The organism is Alteromonas sp. 5NW40-0090 (assembly GCF_057552975.1).
Genome location: NZ_BAAJLT010000013.1, coordinates 78161 through 102740 on the forward strand (window position 1 = coordinate 78161; position 24580 = coordinate 102740).

Sequence of the window (24580 nt, forward strand, 5' to 3'; positions counted from 1 at the left end):
TTGCCAGTTTGTAGCGATAGCAATTAGCTATGATAGGATGCTAGAAAGAATGTCGTCTGTAACATCTTTGGTAACAACCGCTTTGCCAATACCTTGGGGAAGTACAAATCGAATACTGCCAGCTTCCACCTTTTTATCGCGCTTCATATGCTTAACGTAGTCATCCTTTGTCATACTATTTGGACCTGCAACAGGTAAAGCAAATGCTTCAAATAGCGACGATACGCGTCGTGTTTCTGACGCTTCAAACCACGTTAATGCTTCAGCAGCTTTACAAGCAATTATAGTACCAGCGGCTACCGCTTCGCCATGCAGCCAGTTGCCGTAGCCTTGCTCAGCTTCAATAGCGTGACCAAAGGTATGCCCAAGGTTTAGAATAGCGCGCAGTCCACCTTCGCGCTCGTCTTTCGCAACAACATCGGCTTTGATCTCGCAGCAGCGGGATATGGCGTAGGTAAGAATTTCAGTATCAAGAGACGTAAGTGCATCTACGTTATCTTCCAGCCACGTGAAAAACGGCGCGTCATAAATAATGCCGTATTTAATGACTTCTGCCATGCCAGCAGCGAATTCTCTTTTCGGTAGGGTAGCCAATGAATTGGTATCGATAGCAACGTAAACCGGTTGGTAAAAAGCACCAATCATGTTTTTACCAAGAGGATGGTTTACCGCCGTTTTTCCGCCTACCGATGAGTCTACCTGAGAAAGCAGGGTAGTAGGTACCTGAATAAAAGGCACTCCGCGTTGGTAGGTTGCTGCCACGAAGCCTGTGAGATCACCTATTACACCACCACCAAGGGCTATCAGTGTCGTGTCTCTTGCCGCATTTAATTCGAGCAGACGGGTCATGACAACTTCGAATTGCTCTAAATTCTTGTACTGCTCGCCGTCTGGCAAAATGATGGTTTCAACGTGAACGTTACCACAAGCTGCTTTGGCGGTTTCTAAGTAAAGTGGGGCAACGGTTTCGTTGGTTACGATGACGGCCAGTGGGCCTTTAATGTAGGCACTAAAAAGGCCGGGTTGCGAAAGCAGCCCAGCCTCTATCTGTATAGGATAGCTACGTTCCCCAAGTTCCACAGTTAAGGTTGACATTGGCGTAGCACCTCCTATTACATATTTATGTTATAAACCAATTTTACTGATAATTTGATTTGCTACAGCACGCGCGCTCTGGTCGTCTGTATCAACAATGTAATCAGCAACTTCTTCGTAAAGCGGGTTGCGCATTTCTGCAAGGTCGCGAAGTACTTGCTCTGGATCTTCGTTTTGCAGCAAAGGGCGACGTTTGTCGCGTTGTGTACGGGCAACTTGCTTATCGATTGTCGTTTGTAGGTAAACAACGATGCCACGGGCAGATAAACGATTACGCACAGCTTTGGTTACAATAGAGCCGCCGCCAGTGGCAAGTACAATGCCTTGCTTATCTGTCAAATCGTTAATGACGGTTTCTTCGCGTTTACGGAATCCATCTTCGCCTTCAAGGTCGAAGATCCAGGCGATGTCCGCACCTGTACGGCGCTCAATTTCCTGATCCGAATCAAAAAAGTCTAGGTGAAGTTCGTCTGCCAGATGTCTACCGATAGTACTTTTGCCAGCACCCATTGGGCCAACTAAAAAGATATTACGTTTTTCAGCCATATTTGCTTATATCACAACTTAATCATGTTAGGGGCAGTGCACTGTTGCCTTACCAGCCTACCCATTGACTCGTGCCTATTTAGTTTCCAATAAGCACCACTCCTTAAACCTCGCTTAAATTTCGAGGCGGGGATTATCTCAGTTTCATGTAAGGCGTTGCAAGTTTTGTTACTAACAAATAGCGTATACCTGTAAATTTAGTGATAAAAAAGGTCTCAAAACAAAAAAAGCGCATTAAGATGCGCGTTTTTTGAAGATAAAACTGTTCTTATGGACGTTCAGTTACAATTTTGGGTGTAACAAAAATGAGTAACTCTCGCTTCTGCTGAAGTTGTGACGTATTTCTAAATAAGGCACCTACAACGGGTAAGTCACCAAATAAAGGTACCTTGGATACGCCATCAGAACTTGTCTGCTGGAAAATCCCACCAAGTACAATGGTTTCGCCGTTTTCAACCAATACCTGCGTTTTAATTTCCTGTGTATCGATAGCGACTGCATCACCAGTTGATGTAGCTACGGTTTCGCCGCGCGTGTCTTGAGTTACCACTAAGTCCAGAATAATGCGGTTATCTGGCGTAATATGAGGAGTAACTTTAAGCGATAGAACCGCTTTTTTAAACTCAACCGATGTAGCGCCGCTTGACGTTGCCTGCACATAGGGTATTTCCGTACCCTGTTCAATATAAGCTTCATGTTGATTGGCCACAGTAATACGAGGACTTGCAATAATTTCCCCTTTGTTTTCCGACTCTAGTGCAGAAAGTTCAAGGTCTAATATGGTGCCGTCTACTAAGCTCGCTATTTGAAAGCCGATGCTCCCCGCAGCGCTGGTTACCGGAAGATTCACGTTAAGACGGTTATCTATGCTAGGCACCACGCCTCCGGCAATGGTATCGGCTCCTTCGAGGCTTCCTGATACGCCGTTATCATCTTGGCGGTCACTAAACCCCCAGCGCACACCTAACTGCTCGTCAACATTGTCAAGTACTGTGACCATTCTGCTTTCAATCAGTACCTGTTTAACTGGAATATCTAACGCGTTGATAGTTTTTCTTGCTTCGTCAATCGAGGCTAATGTATCGCGTATAAGTAGGGTGTTGGTTCGCTCATCTACCGTAACACCCCCACGCTCGGAAAGAATACCGCCTTCACTAGATTTTAGAATAGTAGCCAATGCAGAGGCTTTAGCGTAGTTAACTGAAATATTTACCGTATGCAAAGGGGCTAAATCTGAAACTTGTTTTTTAGATTGCAACGCTTGAGTTTCACGAGCAGACAATTCTTCTGCCGGCGCAATCAACAAGATGTTGCCCTCTAAACGCTTGTCTAATCCTTTAACGCGCAAGATCATATCTAAGGCTTGATCCCAAGGAACGCCAGATAAACTGATAGTAACATTGCCTGATACTGTGTCAGTCGTGACGAGGTTAAAGCCATTTACCTGCGCAATAATTTGCAAAACCTGTCTTACAGGCACATCTTGAAAATCAAGAGAAATAGGGTCGCCAGTATATTTATTCTCTGCCTCAAGTGCTTCTTGCTGTTCACTGTCCATTGGTGAAATAGCTATGCGTAATACGCTATCTTTCACCGTGTTTTTGACCGTAACTGGACCTGAGTAATTTATCTCAACACGGGCGGCGTTTTCGTCTTCAAAGGTTTCTATGGTCGAAACGATAGTGCCGAAGTCCGCCACACTTAGTTCTACTAGCTGGTCTTCAGCTAATGCAGTATTGGTGAGTGTGAGTGTCACCTTTCCTTGAGATTCAATAAGCTGCACCTTTGGTGCTGTGCCGACAAATTCTACTAGGGTAACAGCAGTGCTATTTGCCGCTTGGGTAAAATCTATATTCGTAATGGTGGTAGTTGGGGCCGTTTCACTTCTCTTCGCGTTAGGATCTACCAGTAGTGGCTCCTGTGCTTTGACAGGATGAGAAACCAGAAAAGTGAACGAAAATATTGCTGCGACGACGAAGGCCAGCCAATACCATCTAGGCGCTCTGCGATTGAGAGATTTGTTGAAAATATATCGTTCGGCCATGCTTACTCTCCCGCCTTCGATGCTGTAGTCATTGTTGTTGTTTTCCTTTGCCAGCAGCCTGCACCATCAGGTAATAGTTGTTCAATAGTAATTGAGTCGGTGCTAATTTGCATAATTTTGCCATAAAACAATCCTATACGGCTCCCTACTTTCGCTTTATGTAGCGCGCCGTCGTTGCTTTTTAATAATGCCCATTTCACTCCTTTAACCGCAAAATTGCCGGCAAGGGCGAGGGCATCTACGCCATAAGCCTCCAATGCTTCCTTTGGACGTTGAAAGTTAGGTTGTAGACAGTTTTCCACGCGAGCTTTAGCTACTGGGGCTGCGTTGTTGCGCGGGCGGTCAAACGGGCTCCTAAGTGCACTTGCGGTATAGCTAAATGGCGGGTGGGTTTTAAACTCTGGATAGGGCTCGATTTGAGGCTGCGCGCGCGATTTCACACTTTGCGTGTAGGCTTGAAGGTCATTCAGTTTTGGCGAGCAGCCCGCAATAAGAAGCAAGGCCAAAAGAGAAAAAAGTGCACGAATCATTGCTCAGCTCCTTCAAAATCCGAGGAGTTTTCAGAACGATAGGTTTTGGCTTGAAGTTTAAGGGATAGCCCGTTTGCTTCCCGTTTAATATCAAAGTCATGCAGCGTAACAATACGAGGTAAGTCCGCCACTTTAGACACGAATTCCCCAAAGTTGTGATATCCGCCACTGACTTCCATTTCTATAGGTAGCTCAGTATAGAATTCTTTCGGTACTTCTTGCTGCCAGTTAAGTAGTTCAAATGTCAGACCTGCCGATGTGCCGACATAAGTGATGTCGTCAAGCAAACCTGGCGTTTCGTTACTGGTGGGTAAGCTCTTAAGCATGGAAGAAAAATCTTCCTTAATTTTCGCGAGCTGCGCTTCATAAGCTTCTAAATTCGCCGCGATACGGTACTTCGCTTCAAATTGCAGCTTAAGCTCTTGTTCTTTCAGCTCAGCTGCATCCTTGATAGGGAGCTTTGGGCTTACCAACGTATAATAGCTAAGAGCGCCTACTAATATTGCAACGAATGCTGCAACGACAATGCGAACCTCATTCGGCCAAATAGCAATCTGTTCAAAATCGAGTTCGTTTAATTCTTTAAGTTTCGAAACGTCAAACTTCATAATTATGGCGCCTCACTACTAGCGTTTTTTAGGGGGGCAACATTCGGCGCGATAGAAAATGTAAGGGTAAAGTTACTAATAGCTCTTGCCGCACTGCTGTCAGACTTAATCGTAGAGAGTTCTGCGCCCACAAATACTTTCGAGTTATCTAAGGCACGCATAAAGTCTGATAAGCGATTATTAGAGTCGCTTATCCCTTCTATTTTGATGCTGTTATTACTTCTTGTCATTGATTCAAACGCCACCCCTTGAGGTACCAATTTGGCGAGTTCATCAAACACAATGGGCGCGACATTACGGCTGGCCTGAAGCTGTTCAATTAAGGCCATACGTTGTTCAACAGCGTTCTTTTTGTCTTTTAGTTTCTTGATTTCGCCGATCTGTGCATCAAGAGTAGCGATTTCGCGTTCGAGATATTGGTTACGTGAGTTTTGGTTATTAATCTGCTGGTCGATAGCTTGCCCTATAAACCAAAAAATTAAGCCTACAATAGCAGCGACGGCAACCAAGCCAACTAAGTATTGTTGTTTTTGATGTTGGCGCTGTTTTTCTCGCCACGGAAGTAAATTTACATGTGCCATGGCGTAAAGCTCCGGCTCGCCAGACCCGCTGCAATTGCAAGCTGTGGCGCAATTTTACTCAGTCGAGTAGTATCAAGTTTTGGGTTTATCGTCATATTGCTGAACGGGTTAAAACAATCTACTTCAAGGCCTAAGTCTTGTTTCAGGATATCTACCAATGGTTCGATGGTCGCTGCGCCGCCACTTAATAGAATCTTACTTGGGCGTTGTGCATGTAGAGTGCTCATATACATCTGAAGTGCGCGGTTGATGTTCTGCTGAAGGTTTGCTGCAAAGATGGGGAGGGTATCTTCTACCCAGTTGCCTGAAAGCGTGCCGTCTAATAGCTGACGCTCTGCCACCTCTCGTTCTACCATATGAATGGCACTAATATCACTGATTAATTGGTTAAGCCCAAAAGCATGCTCTTTTGTATAGACTACGTCACCATTTTTGATCACGCATATTTGAAGTAGCGAAGCACCCACATTAATGCAACAAAGTGGCTCATCTTCTGGCTGAGGGGGGTGAAAAAAGTCTAACGCATTACCAATAGCGTAATTTTCCATATCAACAATTTTAGGCTCGAAATTGGCTTCTCTAGTTAGAAGCAAACGGCTATCTACTAGGTCTTTATGAGCAGCGGTCAGCAAAACGTTTACTTTACCAGTATGGGTAGTACTTGGCCCCATTTCTTCAAAATCTAAATAAACTTCTTCAAGAGGATAGGGGATCAGACTGTCCGCCTCTATTTCTATTTGATTTTCAAGATCATAATCGTTTTGTTCAGGATCCATGTATACGATTTTACTAATGACTGAGGTTCCTGCCACCGCAACATTCGCCAACTTTAATTTTGTCTTCAGAGATTTGCGAATTTTTTTCAGCGCAATGCTTACCGATTCATAATCTTTAATATCTCGCTCTGAAAAAGCGATCTTAGTGATCGGCTCGCAGGCATAACCTTGAAGGACGAACCCGTCTTTTGATTGTTCTAGCCATACCGCTTTTATTTGACGCGTGCCTATATCTAAGCCCACAATGGGCGGCAGCTTTTTTTTGAACAGCGATTTCATGTGCAAGTGTCCAGTTTCAAAGGTAGTTGCTCTAAAGTACAATATTACTCTATTAGTATTGTGCGTATGGTTCTACAGATAACACATACGTATAGAATATACGTCATTTCAACAAAATGTCTTGGTATCCGTTACAGTGAAGTACATTAAACCACTTATTTTATTTAGCTTTCTATCAGGCCTTCTTGGTTTTGCAGCACTGGTAGGTATTTACTTTTATATCAAACCTGACCTACCAAGTGTTACTGTACTTAAGGATGTAAGGCTGCAAACCCCTATGCAGATATACACCAAAGACGGAAAACTTATTTCGCAGTATGGAGTTAAACGGCGGATCCCGGTAAAACTTGAGGAAGTTCCGCAAGAATTAATCGATGCCATACTCGCAACCGAAGACAGCCGCTTCTACGAACATCACGGTATCGACCCCATTGGTATAATGCGTGCAGCTGTAAGTTTAGTCTTAACTGGCGAAAAGCGTCAGGGAGCGAGTACGTTAACCATGCAGCTTGCAAGAGGGTTCTTTCTTAGCCGTGAAAAAACCTACATTCGTAAGATAAAAGAAATATTTATAGCGTTGCACATGGAGCAGGAGCTTTCTAAGCAAGAAATTCTGGAACTATACCTCAATAAAATTGAGTTAGGTCATAGAGCTTTTGGTTTTGGAGCGGCGGCTCAGGTGTATTATGGCAAACCGCTTAACGAGCTTTCTTTAGCCCAAATTGCTACTATCGCGGGTCTTCCAAAGGCACCTTCAGTGCTAAACCCAATCAGCGGGCCACAGCGGTCTGTAGAGCGCCGACGTGTTGTGCTGCTTCGAATGTTAGATGAAGAATACATCACTAAAGCACAGTTTGATGAAGCTGCCAATGCGCCAGTTTCAGCAAAGAAACATGGTGCCGAAATTGAAGTTGATGCCCCTTATTTGGCTGACACCATTTACAATGAAATGGTCGAAATTTATGGAAAAGAAGAAGCGGAAACTGGAGGCTATCAAGTATTCGCAACAGCAACGTCTGACCTTCAATTAGCCGCGCAACGAGCAGTAGTGAGAAACCTTCACGATTACGATGAACGTCATGGTTATAAAGGGGCGTTGGGGTACCTATGGGATATTCCAAAGCAAGAAGGCAAAGATGACGTAATTCCCCAGCTTTCGCTAAGCTTTGACGTAAGTAATAAAACAACGCGAGAAGAATGGGATGACGAATCACTTATACGAGTGCTTGAAGAAATCCCTCACATTAAGCCTCTACTGCCTTCTGTGGTAACAAAGGTAAATGAACAGTCAATTGATGTGCTTGCCGTCGACGGAAGAACCATTACGGTAGAGTGGGATGGCTTGGACTGGGCGAGACGTTACATTACGGATTTTAGGCAGGGCAGTGACCCTAAAACTGCGTCCGATGTTACTCAAGAAGGTGCGGTTATTTACATTAGGCAGCAAGAAGGGCAGTGGCGTATTTCGCAAATTCCCGAGGTAAGCGGAGCCTTTATCGCACTTAACCCGAAAAACGGTGCGGTTGAAGCGGTTGTTGGCGGTTATAGCTTCTACCAAAGCCAGTTTAACCGGGCAACGCAGGCTAAGCGCCAAGTGGGGTCAAACATTAAACCTTTCGTTTATTCAGCAGCGTTAGACAGTGGTTACACCCTTGCTTCTATTATAAACGACGCGCCTATTAACCAATGGAACGCGGCTACAGGTGTAGCGTGGCGCCCCCAAAACTCGCCGGCTGAATACGACGGTCCAATCAGAATGCGTAAAGCCCTTGGAAAATCGAAAAACGTAGTATCGGTTCGATTACTCCGTGGTGTTGGTCTTAGAGAAACGGCTGATTATCTAACGCGCTTTGGATTTAATAAAGACGATATTCCGCTTGATGAAACTGTGTCCCTTGGGTCCAGCTCACATACGCCACTTGAAGTGGTACGGGGCATGTCGGTCATTGCGAACGGTGGCTACTTGGTAAACCCTCATTTTATCAGCAAAGTGCTTGATGAAAACGGCGATGAGCTTTGGAAAGCGAACCCAGTTTGGGCGTGCAATCGTTGTGAGAATCAAAGCGACCCGGAAATATTACCGGAAGACGAAGAAGCGGATATTGAAGCCTTACTAGCTGCTGAACTGAATCAAGATATTTTACTTGGTGACATCAACGGTGATGATGAAATCACGGAAAAGGTAATAGCGCCGCAGGTCATTACTGCTCAAAACGCTTTCTTAGTGGCAGAAATGATGCGAACGGCTGTTAGAGCAAACGGAAACTGGAGCAAAAAGACCTATTGGTTAGGCACAGGCTGGCGTGCTCGAAATATTCTTCAGCGCACCGATATTGCTGGTAAAACGGGTACTACAAATGACTCTCGCGATACCTGGTTTAGTGGCTTCCATAAGGACTTAGTAGCAACTGCCTGGGTTGGGTTCGACAACATGGGCCGTCAATTAGGCCGTTCAACGCGTAACCAAAACCTGATCAACAAGGACCCTGAGAAGTTCAACTGGATTGGTAACGCTTTGATTGGTATTGAAGATGGCGCGAAAGCGGCGGAGCCTGCATGGATAAGATTTATGCAGCATGCCCTTGAAAATAAACCGCATACGCCTATGCCCGTACCAGAAAATATAGTACGTGTTCGCATTGATCGTACCAGTGGAAAGTTGACCAGACGTACAGACCATACGACACTATTCGAATATTTCCTGCAAGGTACGGAACCAACGACTTACGTTCGCGATGACGAAGTGTTAGATCCAGCCACGCAGGACAAGACAACTGCGCCAGAGCCAGAAGAAATATTCTAATTATAAAAAAGCACGCTGTGTGCGTGCTGCTTCAGGCGAAGGCTATGTATTTGCCCTGAACACATTATCGGAAAACCAATGTCAGAAGATTCACAGCGATATCTTTATATTCCTCATGCCGGCCCTTCACTGCTGGAAACGCCCCTACTTAATAAAGGCAGTGCCTTCACTGCGCGCGAGAGAGCTGCGTTTAACCTAACTGGTCTTGTGCCTCCACGGTACGAAACCATTGAAGAGCAAGTTGAACGCGCCTATATGCAATACAGTAGCTTCGATGAAGCACTCAATAAGCATATTTATTTGCGTGCTATTCAAGACAATAACGAAACCTTATTTTATCGTCTTATTCAAAAGCACATCGATGAGATGATGCCTATTATCTACACCCCAACAGTCGGTGATGCATGTGAACAGTTTTCTGATATTTATCGCAGTTCACGAGGCTTATTTGTATCTTATGAAGAGCGCCATCAGTTAGATGACATTGTTCGCAATGCGACTAAGCGCAAAGTGAAGGTGATTGTTGTAACCGACGGTGAGCGTATTTTAGGCTTGGGAGACCAAGGTATCGGGGGGATGGGCATTCCTATTGGTAAGCTTTCGCTTTACACCGCATGTGGTGGAATTAGCCCGGCATACACATTGCCCGTAATGTTAGATGTAGGCACTAACAACGAAAAGCTACTTAATGATCCAATGTACATGGGCGCTCGCCACCCGCGTATTGGACAGGAAGAATACGACGAATTCGTTGATATGTTTATAAATGCTGTGAAGCGTCGCTGGCCTGATGTCATGATTCAATTTGAAGATTTTGCGCAGCCAAACGCTATGCCGTTATTAAACCGCTATCGCAACGACGTATGCTGTTTTAATGACGATATTCAAGGTACCGCTGCCGTTACCCTTGGTACTATCTTGGCGGCATGTAAAACCAAGCAGCAAAAGCTACGCGACATGAAAGTTGTGTTCGTGGGGGCGGGTTCAGCTGGCTGTGGCATTGCCGAAATGCTTATTCAACAAATGGTGTTTGAAGGCCTTACTGACGAACAAGCGCGTAAGCAAGTGTTTATGATTGATCGCTTTGGCTTGGTAACTGAGGGTATGGAAGGTTTACGCGACTTCCAGCAAAAGCTTCAGCAGAAAAATACCGATTTGGCAGATTGGACATTCAGCGGAGATTACGCGTCACTGTTGGATGTGATGTACTGTGCGCAGCCTGACGTACTTATCGGTGTTTCTGGACAGCCGGGTTTGTTCACTGAACAAGTGATTCGTGCCATGAAACAAGGTTGTGAGTTGCCAATAATCTTCCCACTGAGTAACCCGTCGCGTCAGGTTGAAGCGCGTCCTGAGCAAGTTATTGAATGGACCGAAGGTGAAGTGATTATTGCAACAGGCAGCCCATTTAAGCCTGTTGAGTACAATGGCAATATTATTCCTATTGCTCAGTGTAATAACTCGTATATTTTCCCGGGTATCGGCCTTGGTGTTGTCGCCTCAAAAGCGAAGCTCATTAGTGATGAAATGCTAATGGCTGCAAGTAACGCTCTTGCGGCAGCGTCGCCATTAGTCAACACAGGGCAAGGTTCGTTGTTGCCACCACTTGCAGCGATTGCAGAAATTAGCCGTGAGATTGCTTTTGAAGTGGGTAAAGTTGCTATGGAGCAAGGGTTAGCGCTCGAAATGTCTGACGACGCACTGCGCGCCAGCATTGAGCGTAACTTCTGGAAAGCAGAATATCGCCCTTATAAGCGCGTTAGCATTTAGTAAAATATAATGGCAACAAAAAAGCAGGCTAAGCCTGCTTTTTTTATGCAATAAATACCGTTTAGTGCAGAACTCTTCGTTTTAAAACGGTAATAAACTCCCACACAGCTGCCGGTATTTTACCCATTTCTTGCAAAGCATCTTTCAAATGTAAAACGGTGTTGCCTATGCGCAACATTTCCTTCGCTCAACTTGCACTATTTACCGCGTTCTAATATTTAACTCTATGTAATTAAACGATTAATTCTTGTTGGCACAATGATTGATAGACCTCTTGGCAGTCACAACAAGGAGCAAGAGGTGTTATTGATGACCAAGTTTAAAAACAAGGTAAGTCTTTTCTGTGCGCGAATTATTAAGCGCTCATTCTCTACGTCGCTAGTTATGGCTGCTCTTGCAACACTTTCTGCTTGCGATGCAACCGATATTGATATGGCAGCACAAAAAGAGAAAGCGACTAAAACGACTGCTAGTGCAGTTTCAGAAAGCGCGCTGGATGAACAAAGTGAAATGTTTGCCTATTTGGATGAATCCGACTTAATTGACGCCTACTACAAGGTTAAGTGACTCGCGACCAATCTTTTCTTCACACTATCGATACTGCCACAGTTGAAGCTGGCGACACCAAAACGGCAGTTATCGAATAGTACCAGTTTGCGGGCAAAGGACTGCTCGCCTTTTATTCAAACGCCGCGCTTCGGGTAACTCTGGTGCGCGGCTTTTTTATGTCAGTAAACGTATATCGCCGTTTATTAGTCGACAGTGTTGAGCTATAAGTCTTTAAAAGCTGCTCTAAGTAGCTATGTATTGCACTAACCTTAACGATAAAGTCATTTAAAGGAATTGCTATGTCGACAGAAAGTAACTACACGCCACCCGAGGTTTGGACTCAGGCTGAGGATGATGGCAACAAATGGGCCAGTATCAATCGCCCTGTGTCGGGCGCTACCCATGAAAAGGCTCGTTCGAATGGCAAACACGATTTGCAGCTTTACTCGTTAGCCACACCTAACGGTCAAAAAGTGACTATCATGCTTGAAGAGCTGTTAGCTGCTGGCGTGAACGAAGCAGAATACGACGCTTGGCTAATAAACATTGGTGAGGGCGATCAGTTTTCTTCTGGGTTTGTTGACGTTAATCCGAATAGTAAAATTCCTGCTATGGTCGACAGGACCACGTCGCCAGAAACTAAGCTTTTCGAGTCGGGTTCAATCTTAGTTCACCTAGCGGAAAAGTTTGGAAAGTTTATTCCACAAGATGCCCATGCCAAGACGGAATGTTTTAACTGGCTGTTCTGGCAGGTGGGGTCAGCGCCATATTTAGGTGGTGGTTTTGGGCATTTCTACAGCTATGCGCCTTATCCCATGGAATATCCTATCAATCGCTTTACCATGGAAACTAAGCGTCAGCTAGATGTGCTAGATAAGCACCTAGCAAACAATGAGTTTATGGCTGGAAAAGAATACAGCATTGCTGATATGGCTATATGGCCGTGGTACGGTAATTTAGTGCTCGGGAATCTGTACGATGCCGCAACGTTCCTTCAAGTGCACGAGTATACCAATTTGGTGCGATGGGCTAAGCAACTAGAGCAGCGTGAAGGGGTTAAACGAGGTCGTATCGTCAACAAAACCTGGGGCGACGACGGCCAGTTAGAAAACCGTCACAGCGCCAAAGATATCGACGACGCACTAGCCAACACCTAAATAATGAGGTCAGAGTACTTTAGTTATGTTTATCATCTTTTTAGCATCAGTATGGCTAAGGAAGGGGATAGACAAAAAGCGGAACAAAAAGTACTCTGCCCTCAATTGTCAAATGAGTTCTGCCACACTCTTTAAATAGGCTTGTTGAAGTGGAGTGAAATCCCACTCATTCAGGGGCTCATTAAATTCAAAGTTGCCCACGCGGCCTCGCCAGCGTTTGTTAGGCACTGCAGACCAGCTTTTCATATACACCAGCTTGCCATGAAGGCAGTGAAGCACTTCAAGCCGTGGTTGTTCAAAATCGTTGTAAGCTACCTCTTCTGAGACGGTAGCGCCTTCTTCACAGTCTTGGTCAAAAAACACAAAACCCCGGTAGTTGCCCTTTTCGGTAATGGTAACGAGTGATGCATATTCTTTACTCTCGGACACTTTTCTCAGCGCTGGCAAATAGCCATCAACTCGCTTAATTTGAAGCCCTTGTGATTTGTTATGCCACTGCCAACCCGAACTGCCCATAAAAGTTAGCTCGTTGTTCTTATTGTTAATTTGCCAAAGTGTTTCAAAGGTATTCCAAGACGCAACGGCAATGACGCACAACATTATAAAACCCGTAGTGAAGATGAGTGGCTTTGTCACGGCGCAAGTCCCTAGTAGATTGCAGACGATTATTTTGCTGTTTACGAAAAAAGCACGATGCTAGACCTTCATTGCAAAAAAGTAATTTGCTCTGCTTTCGCTCCTTCCAGTGATATAAAACTCGCCGATGCTTACCCTCATCTTACGGCGCCTCAACACCAAAACAGATATGCAAAAACATTCACCTGGTAAAAGGTGTTTTAGCGTGATTTGAAATCACGATTAATATTATCTATTTTGTTCACTTTAATTGTTGTGGTGAATCAGCGATTATCTTTTTAAACGAAAAAGGTGATTAACAAAACATTGTTAATTGCGCATGTAGTGCCCAGTTTTAGCGAGACTATTAGTAAAGCTGAAAAGAGGGCGAGAAATGAATTAGAAGGAATTCGCAATGAGTAAGTGTCCATTTTCAGGTACAGCTATAAACCCTACCACGCTAACATCTAGCAATGGTGCACCCGTTGCTAATGACAATCAAAGTCGAACTGCAGGACCACGTGGCCCCGTTACTTTCGACAACCACTATTTGTTCGAGAAGCTTGCGCACTTTAACCGCGAGCGAATTCCAGAGCGTGTAGTTCACGCTAGAGGTAGTGCTGCATATGGCACTTTTACGCTAACTAAAAGTTTGTCTGATTATACTATTGCAGACTTCTTGCAAAAAGAAGGGCAAAAAACCGATGTGTTCTTGCGCTTTTCTACTGTAGGTGGCGGCCAAGATTCAAGTGACTACGCTCGTGACCCTCGTGGTTTTTCGGTGAAGTTTTACACCAAACAAGGTAACTGGGATATGGTTGGAAACAATACACCCGTATTCTTTTTGCGAGATGGTATTAAGTTCCCCGACTTTATACACAGCCAGAAAAAGAACCCACGTACTAACTTGCCTGACCCGCAAGCGGTTTATGAGTTTTGGGCAAACAACCCACAGTCGCTACACCAGTCAACGATTTTGATGTCTGACCGTGGTATCCCGTATTCATACCGTCATGTGAATGGCTATAGCTCACATACCTTGAGCTTTTGGAACAACGCCGGTGAGCGATATTGGGTGAAGTGGCACTTTAAAACTAACCAAGGTATCAAAACGCTTACTAACGAAGAAGCAGCGAAAATGCCTGCCTATGGTGCCCAACAAGATCTTGTTGAAAGTATTGATAACGGTGATTTTCCATCGTGGACAGTGAACGTGCAGATAATGACCGAAGAGGAAGCACGTAATTATCGTATCAATCCGTTTGATCTTACCAAGGTATGGCCGCACAGCGACTTCCCGTTAATTGAAGTAGGACAGTTGGAGCTAAACCGTAATGTTGATAACTACTTTGCAGAAACTGAGCAAGCCGCGTTCGCGCCGAGCAATTTGGTACCGGGTATTGGTGCGTCGCCAGACAGAATGCTTCAAGCGCGACTAATTGCTTATCAAGATGCTCACAGATACCGTATTGGAGCCAACTACAATCAGATACCGGTAAACGCACCACGTTGTCCAGTACACAATTATCAGCGAGATGGCGCTTTTGCAGGGGTTAACCCAGCACTTGCAGGAAGTGGAGCTAACTTCTATCCAAACAATCGTGCTCGCATTGGTGAGCCTGCTGAAATGCCAGAGGTACAAGAGCCACCGATGCCTTTAGAGCAAGATGCATGGTTAGATATTTATGATAACCGTGATGAAGACAACTACTCACAAGCTGGTGACTTATACCGCATTATGAGTGAAGACCAAAAGCAGCAGTTAGTGAATAATATTGCTGACGGCCTAAGCCAAGCAACGCAAGACGTCCAAGAAGCCATGTTCGTGCAATACGACCTAGCTGATAGCGACTATGGTGAACGGGTGAGAAAGGCGGTAGCAAATAGATAGTAACTGTGGGGAATCAGAGTTAATCAATAAAGATTACTCTGATTCTTTTTATTCGAGAAATATTTACAATTTTAAACGTAAGAAAGCCTGTATGTTTTGTGATAAAGGCTACGGCAGCGATAAAATGCATTCCCTTTAATTGGATTATTATCATCCTGTAAGCCTTATGGGCTCTACAATAGCTAAGATGCTCTCTCAAATAGGCCCATGGTTTGCAATTACTAAGATATTAAATGACTTTAACTGACGAAATAAGGAGATACATTATGTTGCGTTGGGCTTTAATATTTTTAGTTGTCGCATTAATTGCAGCGGTTTTAGGATTTGGTGGAATTGCCGGCTCTGCAGCGGGTATTGCCAAAATTATATTTGGTGTTTTCGTTATCTTACTGATTATTTCAGTAGTAATGAATTTGGCTAGGGGCAAAAGCTAAGCTATAGCCAAATTTGAGCTTTATTCAAAGACTATACAACGGTCAGAAAAAAACAGCTGTTATTCGTTCAATAATCGGCTGTTATTTTTCTTCCGCCGCATCAATGGATAAATTTATCGGAGATCATCATGAGTAATAAACAGCTCATTACGAATGTAGGCATTGGACTCGCCGCAGCCTCTGCAGGAATTCTCGCGAGAAAAACGCTTCAAAAGTCTTGGGAAAAGGTAGCTAAGCAACCTGCACCTAAAGATAAAAAAAGTGAAAATACAGACCTTAAAGAAGCCGTTACCTGGGCTGTTGTATCGGGCATTGGAGCAGGTGTTGCAAGAATGGCCGTTCAATATGGACTAGACAAGCGTAATTCAAAATAGCACAACAAGATTCTACTATAGAGCCGCTAGCCTAAAGGCACAAAGCAGGGTATTAGCGAAATTAAATCGCGCCAGCGACTCTATTGGCTTAATGCTATGTGGGCTCACCTCATAAACGCTTTCTCTTTTTCATTATTGCGTAGCGACTAGGGCGTAAACGTGTAAACGAATGGCTTGAAGTGCGCGTTCTTTCCAATTGTTCCAAGTAATACGATTGCTAATTTCGTGCTGGTTCAACGTAATGTAGCCATGATTTAGCGCCCATACTTGCATAGCTACATCTTGCTTTTCTTCAACAGACAGATCTTTTTTAATTAACGCAGCGGTAAGCTTAGTTAGCGTGATAAAGGCTTTTTCACCTGCCTCGATAGCTTCATCTGATGGTGTATAGTCTTTCAAATTAGAAGCAAAAATTAGTCGATAATGGGCTGCATGAGTTTCTGAGAACGTTAAAATACGCTCGCAGCCATTAATCACTTTTTCTGCCGCAGTATTGCCGTCGGCTGCCAACATTTCACGCTCCACTAATTCGAAACCCTCAATGTAAAGCGCATCTAAAATGCCCTGCTTACCTTTAAAGTGGCTATAGATGCCAATCGTTGACATACCTGCACCGTCAGCAATGGCGCGCACGCTAAGCGCATTTGTACCGCCTTTCAAAAACAGTGCTGAGGCAGCGTCTAAGATCTTTTGTCGCGTATCTTTTTTCATTTACACATCATTTACATGTTGCGCAATATAACACCGTTATGTAAAGTGGTTTTATAACGCCGTTATATCTCTTGGTTTAACACTTAACCTGCCTGCCCGCAGGTTATTCATAAGGACACTATATATGAAAACTGAGCAATTAACCTGCGATTATTTAATTGTTGGTGCTGGCGCGGTAGGGATGGCTTTTGCTGATGTACTACTTCACGAAACGAACGCCAACATTTTGATTGTAGATAAAAATGCGAAGCCCGGAGGGCATTGGAACTACGCTTATCCCTTCGTTACTCTTCACCAGCCGTCAGCTTTCTATGGCGTGTGTTCAAAAGAGTTAAATCGTGGCGTTATTGATAAAACAGGATTGAACGAAGGCTTGATGGGATTAGCTTCAGGCCAAGAAGTGAGTGCGTATTTCGATGCGGTAATGAACGAAACCTTTTTGCCTTCAAACCGAGTGCAGTATTACCCGCTTTGCGAGTACAAAGAAAATAAGCAGTTTGTTTCAATCTTAAATGGCAAGCACTATAACGTTACGGTTAATAAGAAAATTGTTGATGCTACTTATCTAAACACTAATATTCCGCTTACCCATACCCCAAGCTTTACCCGCGACGACGACGTTGCCTTTACGCCAGTTAATACCGTTGTTGAAAATATCAAAGGCTTTGACAACTATGTGGTTGTCGGTGGGGGTAAAACGGGTATTGATACCTGCCTATGGCTGCTTGAAAATCACGTCGCCCCGCATAATATCCACTGGGTAGTATCGCGAGATGCATGGTTACTGAACCGGAAAAATACGCAGCCCTTGGATGACTTCTTCTTTGATTCTATTGGGGCACAAGCAAACCAAATGGAAGCTATCGCTGCGTCAAGTTCCATCGAGGATATGTTCGACAAATTGGAAGAGCGGGGCGTTTTACTGCGTATTGTTAAGAAAGTAAGACCCAGTATGTTTCACGGCGCAACGGTGAGCGAATTAGAGCTTAACGCCTTACAAACGCTGCCATCTGTCGTTAGACAAGGTCGTGTTAAACATATCAGCCGCGAAGAACTGTGTTTTGAAAGCACAACATGGAAGATGCCAGATAACGCCTTGGTTATTGACTGCTCAGCTTCTGCACTGACTAACCTAGAGATGAAAGCGGTGTTCAATGGCGACACCATCACTCCTCAAACAGTGCGCGCCTATCAACCTGTTTTTAGTGCTGCACTTATTGCCCACGTTGAGGCTGCTTACAGCGATGAACGACAAAAGCAAATGCTGACACAAGTGGTTCCGCTGCCTAATCGCGATGTCGACTGGTTGCCAATGACCGCAGCCATGTTACGAAATATGCAAATTTGGGGTGAAGACCCAGCGCTTAAAGCGTGGATCTACCACTGTCGGTTAGATGGCTTTTCAAAAATAGTACACGGCGTGGCAAAAGACGATATGCAAAAAATGCAGGTGTTGGGGCGATTGAAAGAAGCAGCGGCGCCGGCCATGCAAAAGCTGATGACTTACATACAGGGCTTAAAAGCGAGCGGACAACTTTAATAGGTTAAAAATAACGATGAAACAGTTTCAAATAGACAAAACGAACCCAAACTGCTTTCGAATAATGCAAGCAGAAGGTAGCCCCGATAACGCGCAAATAGAAGGTACTGAAAACACAAAAAGCCTAGTGATCAAAATTGAAAGGTTCGCGTTTACTGCCAATAACCTGACCTACTATATGGCGGGTGACAGGCTTGGTTATTGGCAGTTTTTTCCACCGATTAACACCAGCATTAATGAAAATTGGGGTGTTATTCCAGTATGGGGTGTGGGCCAGGTAATAAGCTCTAGTAATGATTCGGTAGAAGTTGGCAGTCGTTTTTTAGGCTATTTCCCGCCCGCTGAGTATCTGATTATGGCCAACACAACGGTAACAAACAACAATTTAATAGACTGTAGCCCTCATCGTTTGAAGTTGCCCCAAGGGTATAATGTCTACCGACCGCTTCCTTCACTAGCGGCCGATGCTAACGCTGAAGTTAACGCAAAGCAGCACGAACAAGAAAACTTTCAGATGTTGTTGTGGCCGCTTTATGCAACGTCCTTTTGTTTGTCGGAAGTAGTCGAATCCATACCCGCTTCAGCGCGAGAACAGTTGCTGGTGCTAAGTGCTTCAAGCAAAACCAGTTTAGGGCTTGCTTTTGCGTTAAAAGAAGCTGGTATTAGCGCGGTAGGCGTCACGTCAGATAAGCGTGTCGCACCCCTCAAAGGGTTAGATGTTTACAGCGCTGTTATTAGCTATGAACAGCTGGACATGTTGCAACTGAAAAGCACCGTTGTGGTCGACATGTCAGGTAATGCTCAGGTCAAAGCATCAATCAAACATAGACTTGGTGAACACCTAACAAGATACATCAGCGTAGGGCTTACTCACTGGCAGGACATTAAGCCGTCAAGCGATGAGGAGTTCTTCTTTGCTCCTGCTCATATACAGCAGCGTATGTCTGAGATTGGGGCTGCTGAGTATCAGAAGTTAAGTAGCGGGTTTGTATCAAAAGCCATTGCGTGGAGCGCCGGTTGGTTAAACGTTAAAGAGCGTGAAGGGTTAAGCGCGCTAAAAGATGACTTTAGCGAACATCAACAAGGTCACATTCCTTCAAATGAAGGAAGAATATACACACTTACTTAGCGCGTAACCAGAGCACCCGTATCGAGTTCGAGCGCTTTGATATAAGCGCTCGTTCGAAGGTAATATCACACGTATTGATTAAAGTAATCGGTGACTTTAGGCCATAGATGCTGACACTTCCGTGAGAAAAACTTCATGTGACCGATTTCTTTGACGTTATGAGCCTGGGGGTCGAGTTCTTCCACTTGCGCTTCCATGTTGGGGAAAACGCCGATCATGTCGTGAACGTTCTGAATATTAGCAATGTCGTCGTCGTTGGCGAGTAACCACTTAGAAGGAATTTGAATGGTATCGTAGTGATGCTGGTTAATATCACTGCCAAAGCCTGTTTTTACGTAGCCTTTACCGTTACACCATTTCTGCCATTGGCGCGCCACTTTTTTAGGTAGTGGTTCGCCCATGCCTACCCACTGAGACTTAGTATGGCCAAACAATAAATTACTCACGGGAATATAGAAATTCATAAAGAAATGCGCTTTAAGCAGATAGCTTTTACGCATGTTTCTGAGGCTACCTGATGAACTACCAAAATTACAAAAAGCAGTGAGGTCGTGTACGTTATACATCAACCCCAATAGCTGACCTCCCGCACTATGACCAACAAGAAAATAGGGCACATTAGGGAAGTGAATCTTTAGTGTCTCGAGCACCGCTGGCATATCTTGCTCGCCCCAGGTTACGAGTGATGCGTCACTTTGTTTAACGCTGTCCTTTACCGACCCACCAATGCCACGGTTATCGAACGTGATAACGCCAAACCCTTGCTCACTCAAGTAAGCGGCAAATGCGCTGTAGAATTGGCGTTTAATACCTGTCGCTGGACCAATCATGACTGCTGCTTTAGCAGGGCAGACAGGAGAGTAAAGGGAAGCGGCAAGCGGTGTACTATCAGCACAAGTAACAGTGATATCTTTAACACTCGTACTTTTTAGGGTGTCGTGTTGCTTTATTTTGCTCGACATTGGAGATCTCGAAAACTCATCTGGTCAAACCAGTAAACCTTCTGCACCAATAAAATGCAATATCCTGACTATTAATTTTGTTGATAGTTAGTGCTGAGTGATAAGTGACGCGCAAATGCTATTGCTTAGCTGGGATGGTAAGCCATAGCATTCGCGCTAAAACGAGAGATTTGCTACACCGCCAAGGTAAATACCTTAGAATTGCGCTGGAAGTTATATAGCTCTTTCTTTACGGCAGGTAACGCACTAATGTCTGCGGGTTCAAATCCTTGCTCCAAAAACCAGTGTGCGGTAACTGTGGTCAGTACAAAAATACTGTTAATGCCGGCTTCTTTAGCCCTGGCGCGCACTTCATCTAAAATCCTTTCGCCACGATTTTTACCGCGATAATCTTGGTGGGTCGCCACACAAGCTAATTCGGCACAACCGTCTTCGGGGTATAGATACAAGGCAGCGCAGGCGATGATCATGCCGTCACGCACTATCACAATAAACTGGTTAATTTCGCTTTCTAAACGTTCACGAGAGCGTTTCACTAACACGCCGCTTTCTTCTAGCGGTTTTATTAGCTTTAAGATACCGCCCACATCTTCGATGGTCGCTGCACGTAACTGTTCGTAATGGTGCTCCATAACCAGTGAGCCCGTTCCGTCGCGGGTGAACAATTCTTGAAGTAAGGCACCGTCTTTTTCAAAACTGATGCAGTGAGCACGGGGCACACCGGCAGCAACACTAGTGGTAAGAGCGCTTAACACCGTATCTTCGGTGGTAATGTCGCCTGCCATCATCAACTGTTCTAACTGAGGGCGTTCAATGGTGCGAAGTAAACGACCTTCGCGGTTATATACGCCATCAAAGTTCGAAAATACGATAAGTTTGTCAGCTTTAAGTGCAATAGCCGCCTGCGTGGCTACATCTTCGTGAGACAAGTTAAACACTTCTCCCGTTGATGAATAGCCCATGGGCGATAGCAGTACAATTGAGCCATCGTTTAAATGATCGTTAATGCCGGTGGTATCAATACGACGCACTAACCCGGTGTTTTCAAAATCAACGCCGCCTCGCACGCCCATTGGCTTGGCAACGACCAAGTTGCCAGAGCACACGCGTATTTGCGAGCCGTGCATAGGTGAGTTTGGTAGCCCCATAGTCAGTAGGGCTTCTACCTGAGAGCGTACCGAGCCGGCGGCATCTTTAACGCACTCAAGGGTTTGTTTGTCGGTAATGCGTACACCGCTTTCAAAGCGTCCTTCGATGTTGCGAAGGGCTACGCGCTGATCAATCTGCGGGCGGGCACCGTGCACTACGACCACGCGCACGCCCAAGCTATTAAGCAGGGCAATGTCGTGAATAATATTGGGGAAATTAGGATGTTCGATGGCTTCGCCACCGAACATCAAAACGAACGTCTTTCCCTGGTGAGCATTAATATAGGGCAGTGAACTGCGAAACAGTTTTATGCCGTCATGATGCGCTAATACCATCTAAGCAGTTCCTTGTCGCTACCCTTGCTTATCCAAGTCTTCCAGCTCTTGATACAGTGCTTTCGTCACGGTTTCTTTGCTGGTGCCACCCAAGATATTGCGTTGATTCACGCCGTACTCTAGCTGTAGTACCGGGTATACGTCGTCTTCAATTTTATCGCAAATAGCCTGCATGTCGCTTAGTGGTAAATCTTCAATGGCGCAGCCTTTGTCGATGGCTTGAAGCACAACACGCCCGGCAATATCGTGACCTGTTCTAAACGGTACACCTTTTCCTACCAGATAATCGGCAAGCTCAGTGGCGTTAGAGAACCCTTGCGCTGCTGCAACACGACAGCGTTCTTCGTTTAACTGCAGCGAGTCAAGCACTTCGCTGGCAATGCACAAACAAATGTGCCACTGGTTTACGGTGTCGATAGCGCCTTCTTTGTCTTCTTGCATGTCTTTGTTATACGCAAGTGGAAGGCCTTTCATGGTAACTAGCAGGGCCTGCAATGAGCCAAACACACGGCCACATTTACCGCGCATTAGTTCTAGCGCGTCTGGGTTTTTCTTCTGCGGCATAAGCGATGAACCAGAGGTTACGCTATCGCCAAGCTGTAAGAATCCTGCTTCGCCAGAGTTATAAAAAATCATGTCTTCGGCAAGACGTGACAAGTGCATCATGCTGGTGCTGGCTACAAATAAAAGCTCTAGCACAAAGTCTCTGTCCGACACAGCGTCTAGGCTGTTAAGGCATGGAGAGTCAAAGCCCAGTTCTTCAGCAATGGCATGACGGTCTACAGGGAAAGTCGTGCCTGCCAATGCGCCAGAGCCTAAGGGGCACTGGTTCATACGGACTTTCAAGTCGTCTAAACGACTTAAGTCACGCTTTAGCATTTCAACGTAAGCCAAGCACCAATGTGCAAAGTGAATAGGCTGTGCACGCTGTAAGTGGGTGTAACCTGGGATGATCGCTTCTTGATGACGGCTAGCGGCATTCAGAAGCGATTTGATCACACCTAAAACATCAGCGCGAAGTGAGGCAATATGTTCACGTACCCACAAGCGAAAGTCGGTGGCAACCTGATCGTTTCGGCTACGCCCGGTATGAAGCTTACGACCAATGTCGCCAAGCTTCTCTATAAGCGCAGCTTCAACAAAGCTGTGAATGTCTTCTTCGCTAGATGCGTTAAAGTCTAATTCACCTGCATCAGCTTTCGCTTTTAACTCGCTCAGTGCTGACTCAAGCTGGGCTTGTTCGTCAACGGTCAATACGCCTGCTTTTTGCAGCGCACGAGACCAGCTGATAGAGCCTTGAATATCTTGGCTTGCCATAACTTGGTCAAACGGCAGCGAGTCGTTAACCTGTTTAAACATACTACTTGCACCGGATTCAAACCGGCCACCCCACAACGCCATGTGATGCTCCTTAAATGCTGTTCTGACTTGAGCTTTACTATTGTAGGTAAAGCTTATTGTTCACCTTGTTTTTTCAGTGCTTCGATACGACTTGAAAGGCTGAACAGGCGGATAAAGCCTTCAGCGTGCTTCTGGTCGTAAACATCGTCAGCACCAAAGGTGGCAAAGTCTTCAGAGTAAAGGCTGTTCGGCGATTGACGCTGGGTAGCCGTAGCTTGGCCTTTGTATAGCTTAACCACGATATCGCCTGTTACTTTCTTCGCAAAAGAAGCTGCACCTGCTAATAGGGCATCGTTAAGGGCGGTGAACCAACGGCCGTCGTACATCACGTGTGAGAACTCAAGACCAATCTGCTCACGGTATTTAAGCGCAGCTTTATCTAGCACCATAGTTTCCAGTGCTTTGTACGCTTTAAGCAGTACGGTGCCTCCTGGCGTTTCATAACAGCCACGAGACTTCATACCTACAAGGCGGTTTTCTACAATGTCGATACGTCCAACACCGTGTGCCGCAGCAACAGTATTAAGTTTAACTAGCGCTTGATAAGGCGAGAGTGCTTCACCATCAACGTGGGTCAGTTTACCTTCGTTGAACGACAGGGTTACGCGCTCAGGTGTGTCTGGTGCATCTTCAGGGTCAACGGTCATGGTCCACACTTGCTTGGTAGGCTCTTGCCATGGATCTTCAAGCTCGCCACCTTCGTGTGAAATGTGCCATGCGTTTGCATCGCGGCTGTAAATTTTTGTTGCTGACGCCGTGGTTGGAATATTGCGCTCTGCTAGATAAGCCAATAAGTCTTCACGGCTTACCATGTCCCACTCACGCCATGGCGCGATTACCGTAAGGTCTGGGGCTAGAGCAGCAAAGGTACTTTCAAAGCGTACCTGGTCGTTACCTTTACCCGTACAGCCGTGGCATAGGGCGTCGGCACCTACTTTACGGGCAATCTCTACTTGCGCTTTGGCGATAACCGGACGTGCCATTGACGTACCCAGTAGATATTCACCTTCGTAAACCGCACCGGTAGTGATAGTTGGGAAGATATATTCGCTTACGAACTCTTCTTTCAAATCAACAATGTGGCATTCGCTTGCGCCAGATGCGATAGCTTTTTCATGAAGACCTTCTAGTTCTTCATCACCTTGACCCACATCTGCTGCAAACGCGACAACTTCACAGCCATAGTTTTCTTTAAGCCATGGAATGATGGCTGATGTATCAAGCCCGCCTGAATAGGCCAGCACGATTTTTTTAACGTTTTGCATCTAAATAATCCTTCTAAGCGTCTTTTTAGGCGTCTT

Annotated in this window: 22 protein-coding genes; 9 read left to right on the forward strand and 13 right to left on the reverse strand. The window is 45.2% G+C overall.

The window, feature by feature from the left end:
• Positions 1–27 precede the first annotated feature (27 nt).
• From aroB to pilM, 7 genes are all read right to left on the reverse strand, one after another.
• The gene (aroB, locus tag AC27KT_RS16170; protein ID WP_487131667.1) at positions 28–1095 is read right to left on the reverse strand and encodes a 3-dehydroquinate synthase; all 1068 of its coding nucleotides are present in this window, start codon (positions 1093–1095) and stop codon (positions 28–30) included.
• Between the two features lie 30 nt (positions 1096–1125).
• Positions 1126–1641, reverse strand: a complete 516-nt coding sequence (gene aroK / locus AC27KT_RS16175) for a shikimate kinase AroK (protein ID WP_025256800.1) — start codon at positions 1639–1641, stop codon at positions 1126–1128.
• Positions 1642–1909: 268 nt separating this feature from the next.
• Positions 1910–3685 (reverse strand): type IV pilus secretin PilQ, encoded by a 1776-nt coding sequence (locus AC27KT_RS16180; RefSeq protein ID WP_487131668.1) that lies wholly within the window; start codon positions 3683–3685, stop codon positions 1910–1912.
• Positions 3686–3687: 2 nt separating this feature from the next.
• Complete coding sequence (locus AC27KT_RS16185) at positions 3688–4215, reverse strand: pilus assembly protein PilP (protein WP_487131670.1); 528 nt, start codon at positions 4213–4215, stop codon at positions 3688–3690.
• Entirely contained in the window at positions 4212–4823 is a 612-nt protein-coding gene (locus tag AC27KT_RS16190; RefSeq protein WP_487131672.1) for a type IV pilus inner membrane component PilO, read from the reverse strand. Before AC27KT_RS16190 ends, AC27KT_RS16185 begins: the two co-directional genes overlap by 4 nt.
• 2 nt (positions 4824–4825) lie before the next feature.
• Positions 4826–5404: a PilN domain-containing protein gene (locus AC27KT_RS16195; protein ID WP_487131674.1), complete on the reverse strand. Its 579-nt coding sequence runs from the start codon at positions 5402–5404 to the stop codon at positions 4826–4828.
• On the reverse strand, positions 5392–6459 hold the full coding sequence (pilM, locus tag AC27KT_RS16200; protein WP_487131676.1) for a type IV pilus assembly protein PilM: 1068 nt from the start codon (positions 6457–6459) through the stop codon (positions 5392–5394). Before pilM ends, AC27KT_RS16195 begins: the two co-directional genes overlap by 13 nt.
• A gap of 136 nt (positions 6460–6595) precedes the next feature.
• Between pilM and AC27KT_RS16205 the strand changes: the two genes are divergently transcribed.
• The 4 genes from AC27KT_RS16205 (at position 6596) to yghU (ending at position 12738) form a co-directional block, all read left to right on the forward strand.
• Positions 6596–9262 (forward strand): penicillin-binding protein 1A, encoded by a 2667-nt coding sequence (locus AC27KT_RS16205; protein ID WP_487131678.1) that lies wholly within the window; start codon positions 6596–6598, stop codon positions 9260–9262.
• Between the two features lie 78 nt (positions 9263–9340).
• Complete coding sequence (locus AC27KT_RS16210) at positions 9341–11032, forward strand: NAD-dependent malic enzyme (RefSeq protein ID WP_487131680.1); 1692 nt, start codon at positions 9341–9343, stop codon at positions 11030–11032.
• Positions 11033–11341: 309 nt separating this feature from the next.
• Positions 11342–11599, forward strand: coding sequence for a hypothetical protein (locus AC27KT_RS16215; RefSeq protein WP_269918180.1), 258 nt, complete (start codon positions 11342–11344; stop codon positions 11597–11599).
• 281 nt (positions 11600–11880) lie between these two features.
• On the forward strand, positions 11881–12738 hold the full coding sequence (gene yghU / locus AC27KT_RS16220; RefSeq protein ID WP_487131683.1) for a glutathione-dependent disulfide-bond oxidoreductase: 858 nt from the start codon (positions 11881–11883) through the stop codon (positions 12736–12738).
• A 108-nt stretch (positions 12739–12846) separates the two neighbouring features.
• On the opposite strand, the gene AC27KT_RS16225 is transcribed toward yghU, so the two are convergent.
• The gene (locus AC27KT_RS16225) at positions 12847–13374 is read right to left on the reverse strand and encodes a hypothetical protein (RefSeq protein WP_487131685.1); all 528 of its coding nucleotides are present in this window, start codon (positions 13372–13374) and stop codon (positions 12847–12849) included.
• Between the two features lie 394 nt (positions 13375–13768).
• Between AC27KT_RS16225 and AC27KT_RS16230 the strand changes: the two genes are divergently transcribed.
• The 3 genes from AC27KT_RS16230 (at position 13769) to AC27KT_RS16240 (ending at position 16052) form a co-directional block, all read left to right on the forward strand.
• Positions 13769–15244 (forward strand): catalase, encoded by a 1476-nt coding sequence (locus AC27KT_RS16230; RefSeq protein ID WP_487131687.1) that lies wholly within the window; start codon positions 13769–13771, stop codon positions 15242–15244.
• Positions 15245–15510: 266 nt separating this feature from the next.
• Complete coding sequence (locus AC27KT_RS16235; protein WP_487131689.1) at positions 15511–15678, forward strand: DUF1328 domain-containing protein; 168 nt, start codon at positions 15511–15513, stop codon at positions 15676–15678.
• A 128-nt stretch (positions 15679–15806) separates the two neighbouring features.
• Positions 15807–16052 (forward strand): DUF4235 domain-containing protein, encoded by a 246-nt coding sequence (locus AC27KT_RS16240; RefSeq protein WP_487131691.1) that lies wholly within the window; start codon positions 15807–15809, stop codon positions 16050–16052.
• A gap of 132 nt (positions 16053–16184) precedes the next feature.
• On the opposite strand, the gene AC27KT_RS16245 is transcribed toward AC27KT_RS16240, so the two are convergent.
• The gene (locus AC27KT_RS16245; protein WP_039219244.1) at positions 16185–16763 is read right to left on the reverse strand and encodes a TetR/AcrR family transcriptional regulator; all 579 of its coding nucleotides are present in this window, start codon (positions 16761–16763) and stop codon (positions 16185–16187) included.
• Between the two features lie 124 nt (positions 16764–16887).
• On the opposite strand from AC27KT_RS16245, the gene AC27KT_RS16250 reads away from it, so the two are divergent.
• Together AC27KT_RS16250 and AC27KT_RS16255 are read left to right on the forward strand one after the other, a co-directional pair.
• On the forward strand, positions 16888–18303 hold the full coding sequence (locus AC27KT_RS16250) for an NAD(P)-binding protein (RefSeq protein WP_487131693.1): 1416 nt from the start codon (positions 16888–16890) through the stop codon (positions 18301–18303).
• Between the two features lie 16 nt (positions 18304–18319).
• The gene (locus AC27KT_RS16255) at positions 18320–19432 is read left to right on the forward strand and encodes a DUF2855 family protein (RefSeq protein ID WP_487131695.1); all 1113 of its coding nucleotides are present in this window, start codon (positions 18320–18322) and stop codon (positions 19430–19432) included.
• A gap of 65 nt (positions 19433–19497) precedes the next feature.
• Here AC27KT_RS16255 and AC27KT_RS16260 read toward each other — a convergent pair whose 3' ends face one another.
• From AC27KT_RS16260 to AC27KT_RS16275, 4 genes are all read right to left on the reverse strand, one after another.
• Positions 19498–20394, reverse strand: a complete 897-nt coding sequence (locus AC27KT_RS16260; protein WP_487131697.1) for an alpha/beta hydrolase family protein — start codon at positions 20392–20394, stop codon at positions 19498–19500.
• 173 nt (positions 20395–20567) lie between these two features.
• Positions 20568–21878, reverse strand: coding sequence for an amino-acid N-acetyltransferase (gene argA / locus AC27KT_RS16265; protein ID WP_487131699.1), 1311 nt, complete (start codon positions 21876–21878; stop codon positions 20568–20570).
• A gap of 18 nt (positions 21879–21896) precedes the next feature.
• The gene (gene argH, locus AC27KT_RS16270) at positions 21897–23279 is read right to left on the reverse strand and encodes an argininosuccinate lyase (protein ID WP_487131701.1); all 1383 of its coding nucleotides are present in this window, start codon (positions 23277–23279) and stop codon (positions 21897–21899) included.
• A 53-nt stretch (positions 23280–23332) separates the two neighbouring features.
• Positions 23333–24544, reverse strand: a complete 1212-nt coding sequence (locus AC27KT_RS16275) for an argininosuccinate synthase (RefSeq protein ID WP_487131703.1) — start codon at positions 24542–24544, stop codon at positions 23333–23335.
• Positions 24545–24580 lie beyond the last annotated feature (36 nt).

Bases quoted from the DNA above. Each gene is read 5' to 3' on its own strand.
- yghU (WP_487131683.1), top strand. From the start codon at position 11,881: ATGTCGACAGAAAGTAACTACACGCCACCCGAGGTTTGGACTCAGGCT.
- AC27KT_RS16240 (WP_487131691.1), top strand. From the start codon at position 15,807: ATGAGTAATAAACAGCTCATTACGAATGTAGGCATTGGACTCGCCGCA.
- AC27KT_RS16215 (WP_269918180.1), top strand. From the start codon at position 11,342: ATGACCAAGTTTAAAAACAAGGTAAGTCTTTTCTGTGCGCGAATTATT.
- AC27KT_RS16260 (WP_487131697.1), bottom strand. From the start codon at position 20,394: ATGTCGAGCAAAATAAAGCAACACGACACCCTAAAAAGTACGAGTGTT.
- AC27KT_RS16180 (WP_487131668.1), bottom strand. From the start codon at position 3,685: ATGGCCGAACGATATATTTTCAACAAATCTCTCAATCGCAGAGCGCCT.
- AC27KT_RS16185 (WP_487131670.1), bottom strand. From the start codon at position 4,215: ATGATTCGTGCACTTTTTTCTCTTTTGGCCTTGCTTCTTATTGCGGGC.
- AC27KT_RS16190 (WP_487131672.1), bottom strand. From the start codon at position 4,823: ATGAAGTTTGACGTTTCGAAACTTAAAGAATTAAACGAACTCGATTTT.
- argH (WP_487131701.1), bottom strand. From the start codon at position 23,279: ATGGCGTTGTGGGGTGGCCGGTTTGAATCCGGTGCAAGTAGTATGTTT.
- AC27KT_RS16210 (WP_487131680.1), top strand. From the start codon at position 9,341: ATGTCAGAAGATTCACAGCGATATCTTTATATTCCTCATGCCGGCCCT.
- AC27KT_RS16250 (WP_487131693.1), top strand. From the start codon at position 16,888: ATGAAAACTGAGCAATTAACCTGCGATTATTTAATTGTTGGTGCTGGC.
- AC27KT_RS16230 (WP_487131687.1), top strand. From the start codon at position 13,769: ATGAGTAAGTGTCCATTTTCAGGTACAGCTATAAACCCTACCACGCTA.
- AC27KT_RS16245 (WP_039219244.1), bottom strand. From the start codon at position 16,763: ATGAAAAAAGATACGCGACAAAAGATCTTAGACGCTGCCTCAGCACTG.
- pilM (WP_487131676.1), bottom strand. From the start codon at position 6,459: ATGAAATCGCTGTTCAAAAAAAAGCTGCCGCCCATTGTGGGCTTAGAT.
- AC27KT_RS16255 (WP_487131695.1), top strand. From the start codon at position 18,320: ATGAAACAGTTTCAAATAGACAAAACGAACCCAAACTGCTTTCGAATA.
- argA (WP_487131699.1), bottom strand. From the start codon at position 21,878: ATGGTATTAGCGCATCATGACGGCATAAAACTGTTTCGCAGTTCACTG.
- aroB (WP_487131667.1), bottom strand. From the start codon at position 1,095: ATGTCAACCTTAACTGTGGAACTTGGGGAACGTAGCTATCCTATACAG.
- aroK (WP_025256800.1), bottom strand. From the start codon at position 1,641: ATGGCTGAAAAACGTAATATCTTTTTAGTTGGCCCAATGGGTGCTGGC.
- AC27KT_RS16195 (WP_487131674.1), bottom strand. From the start codon at position 5,404: ATGGCACATGTAAATTTACTTCCGTGGCGAGAAAAACAGCGCCAACAT.
- AC27KT_RS16275 (WP_487131703.1), bottom strand. From the start codon at position 24,544: ATGCAAAACGTTAAAAAAATCGTGCTGGCCTATTCAGGCGGGCTTGAT.
- AC27KT_RS16235 (WP_487131689.1), top strand. From the start codon at position 15,511: ATGTTGCGTTGGGCTTTAATATTTTTAGTTGTCGCATTAATTGCAGCG.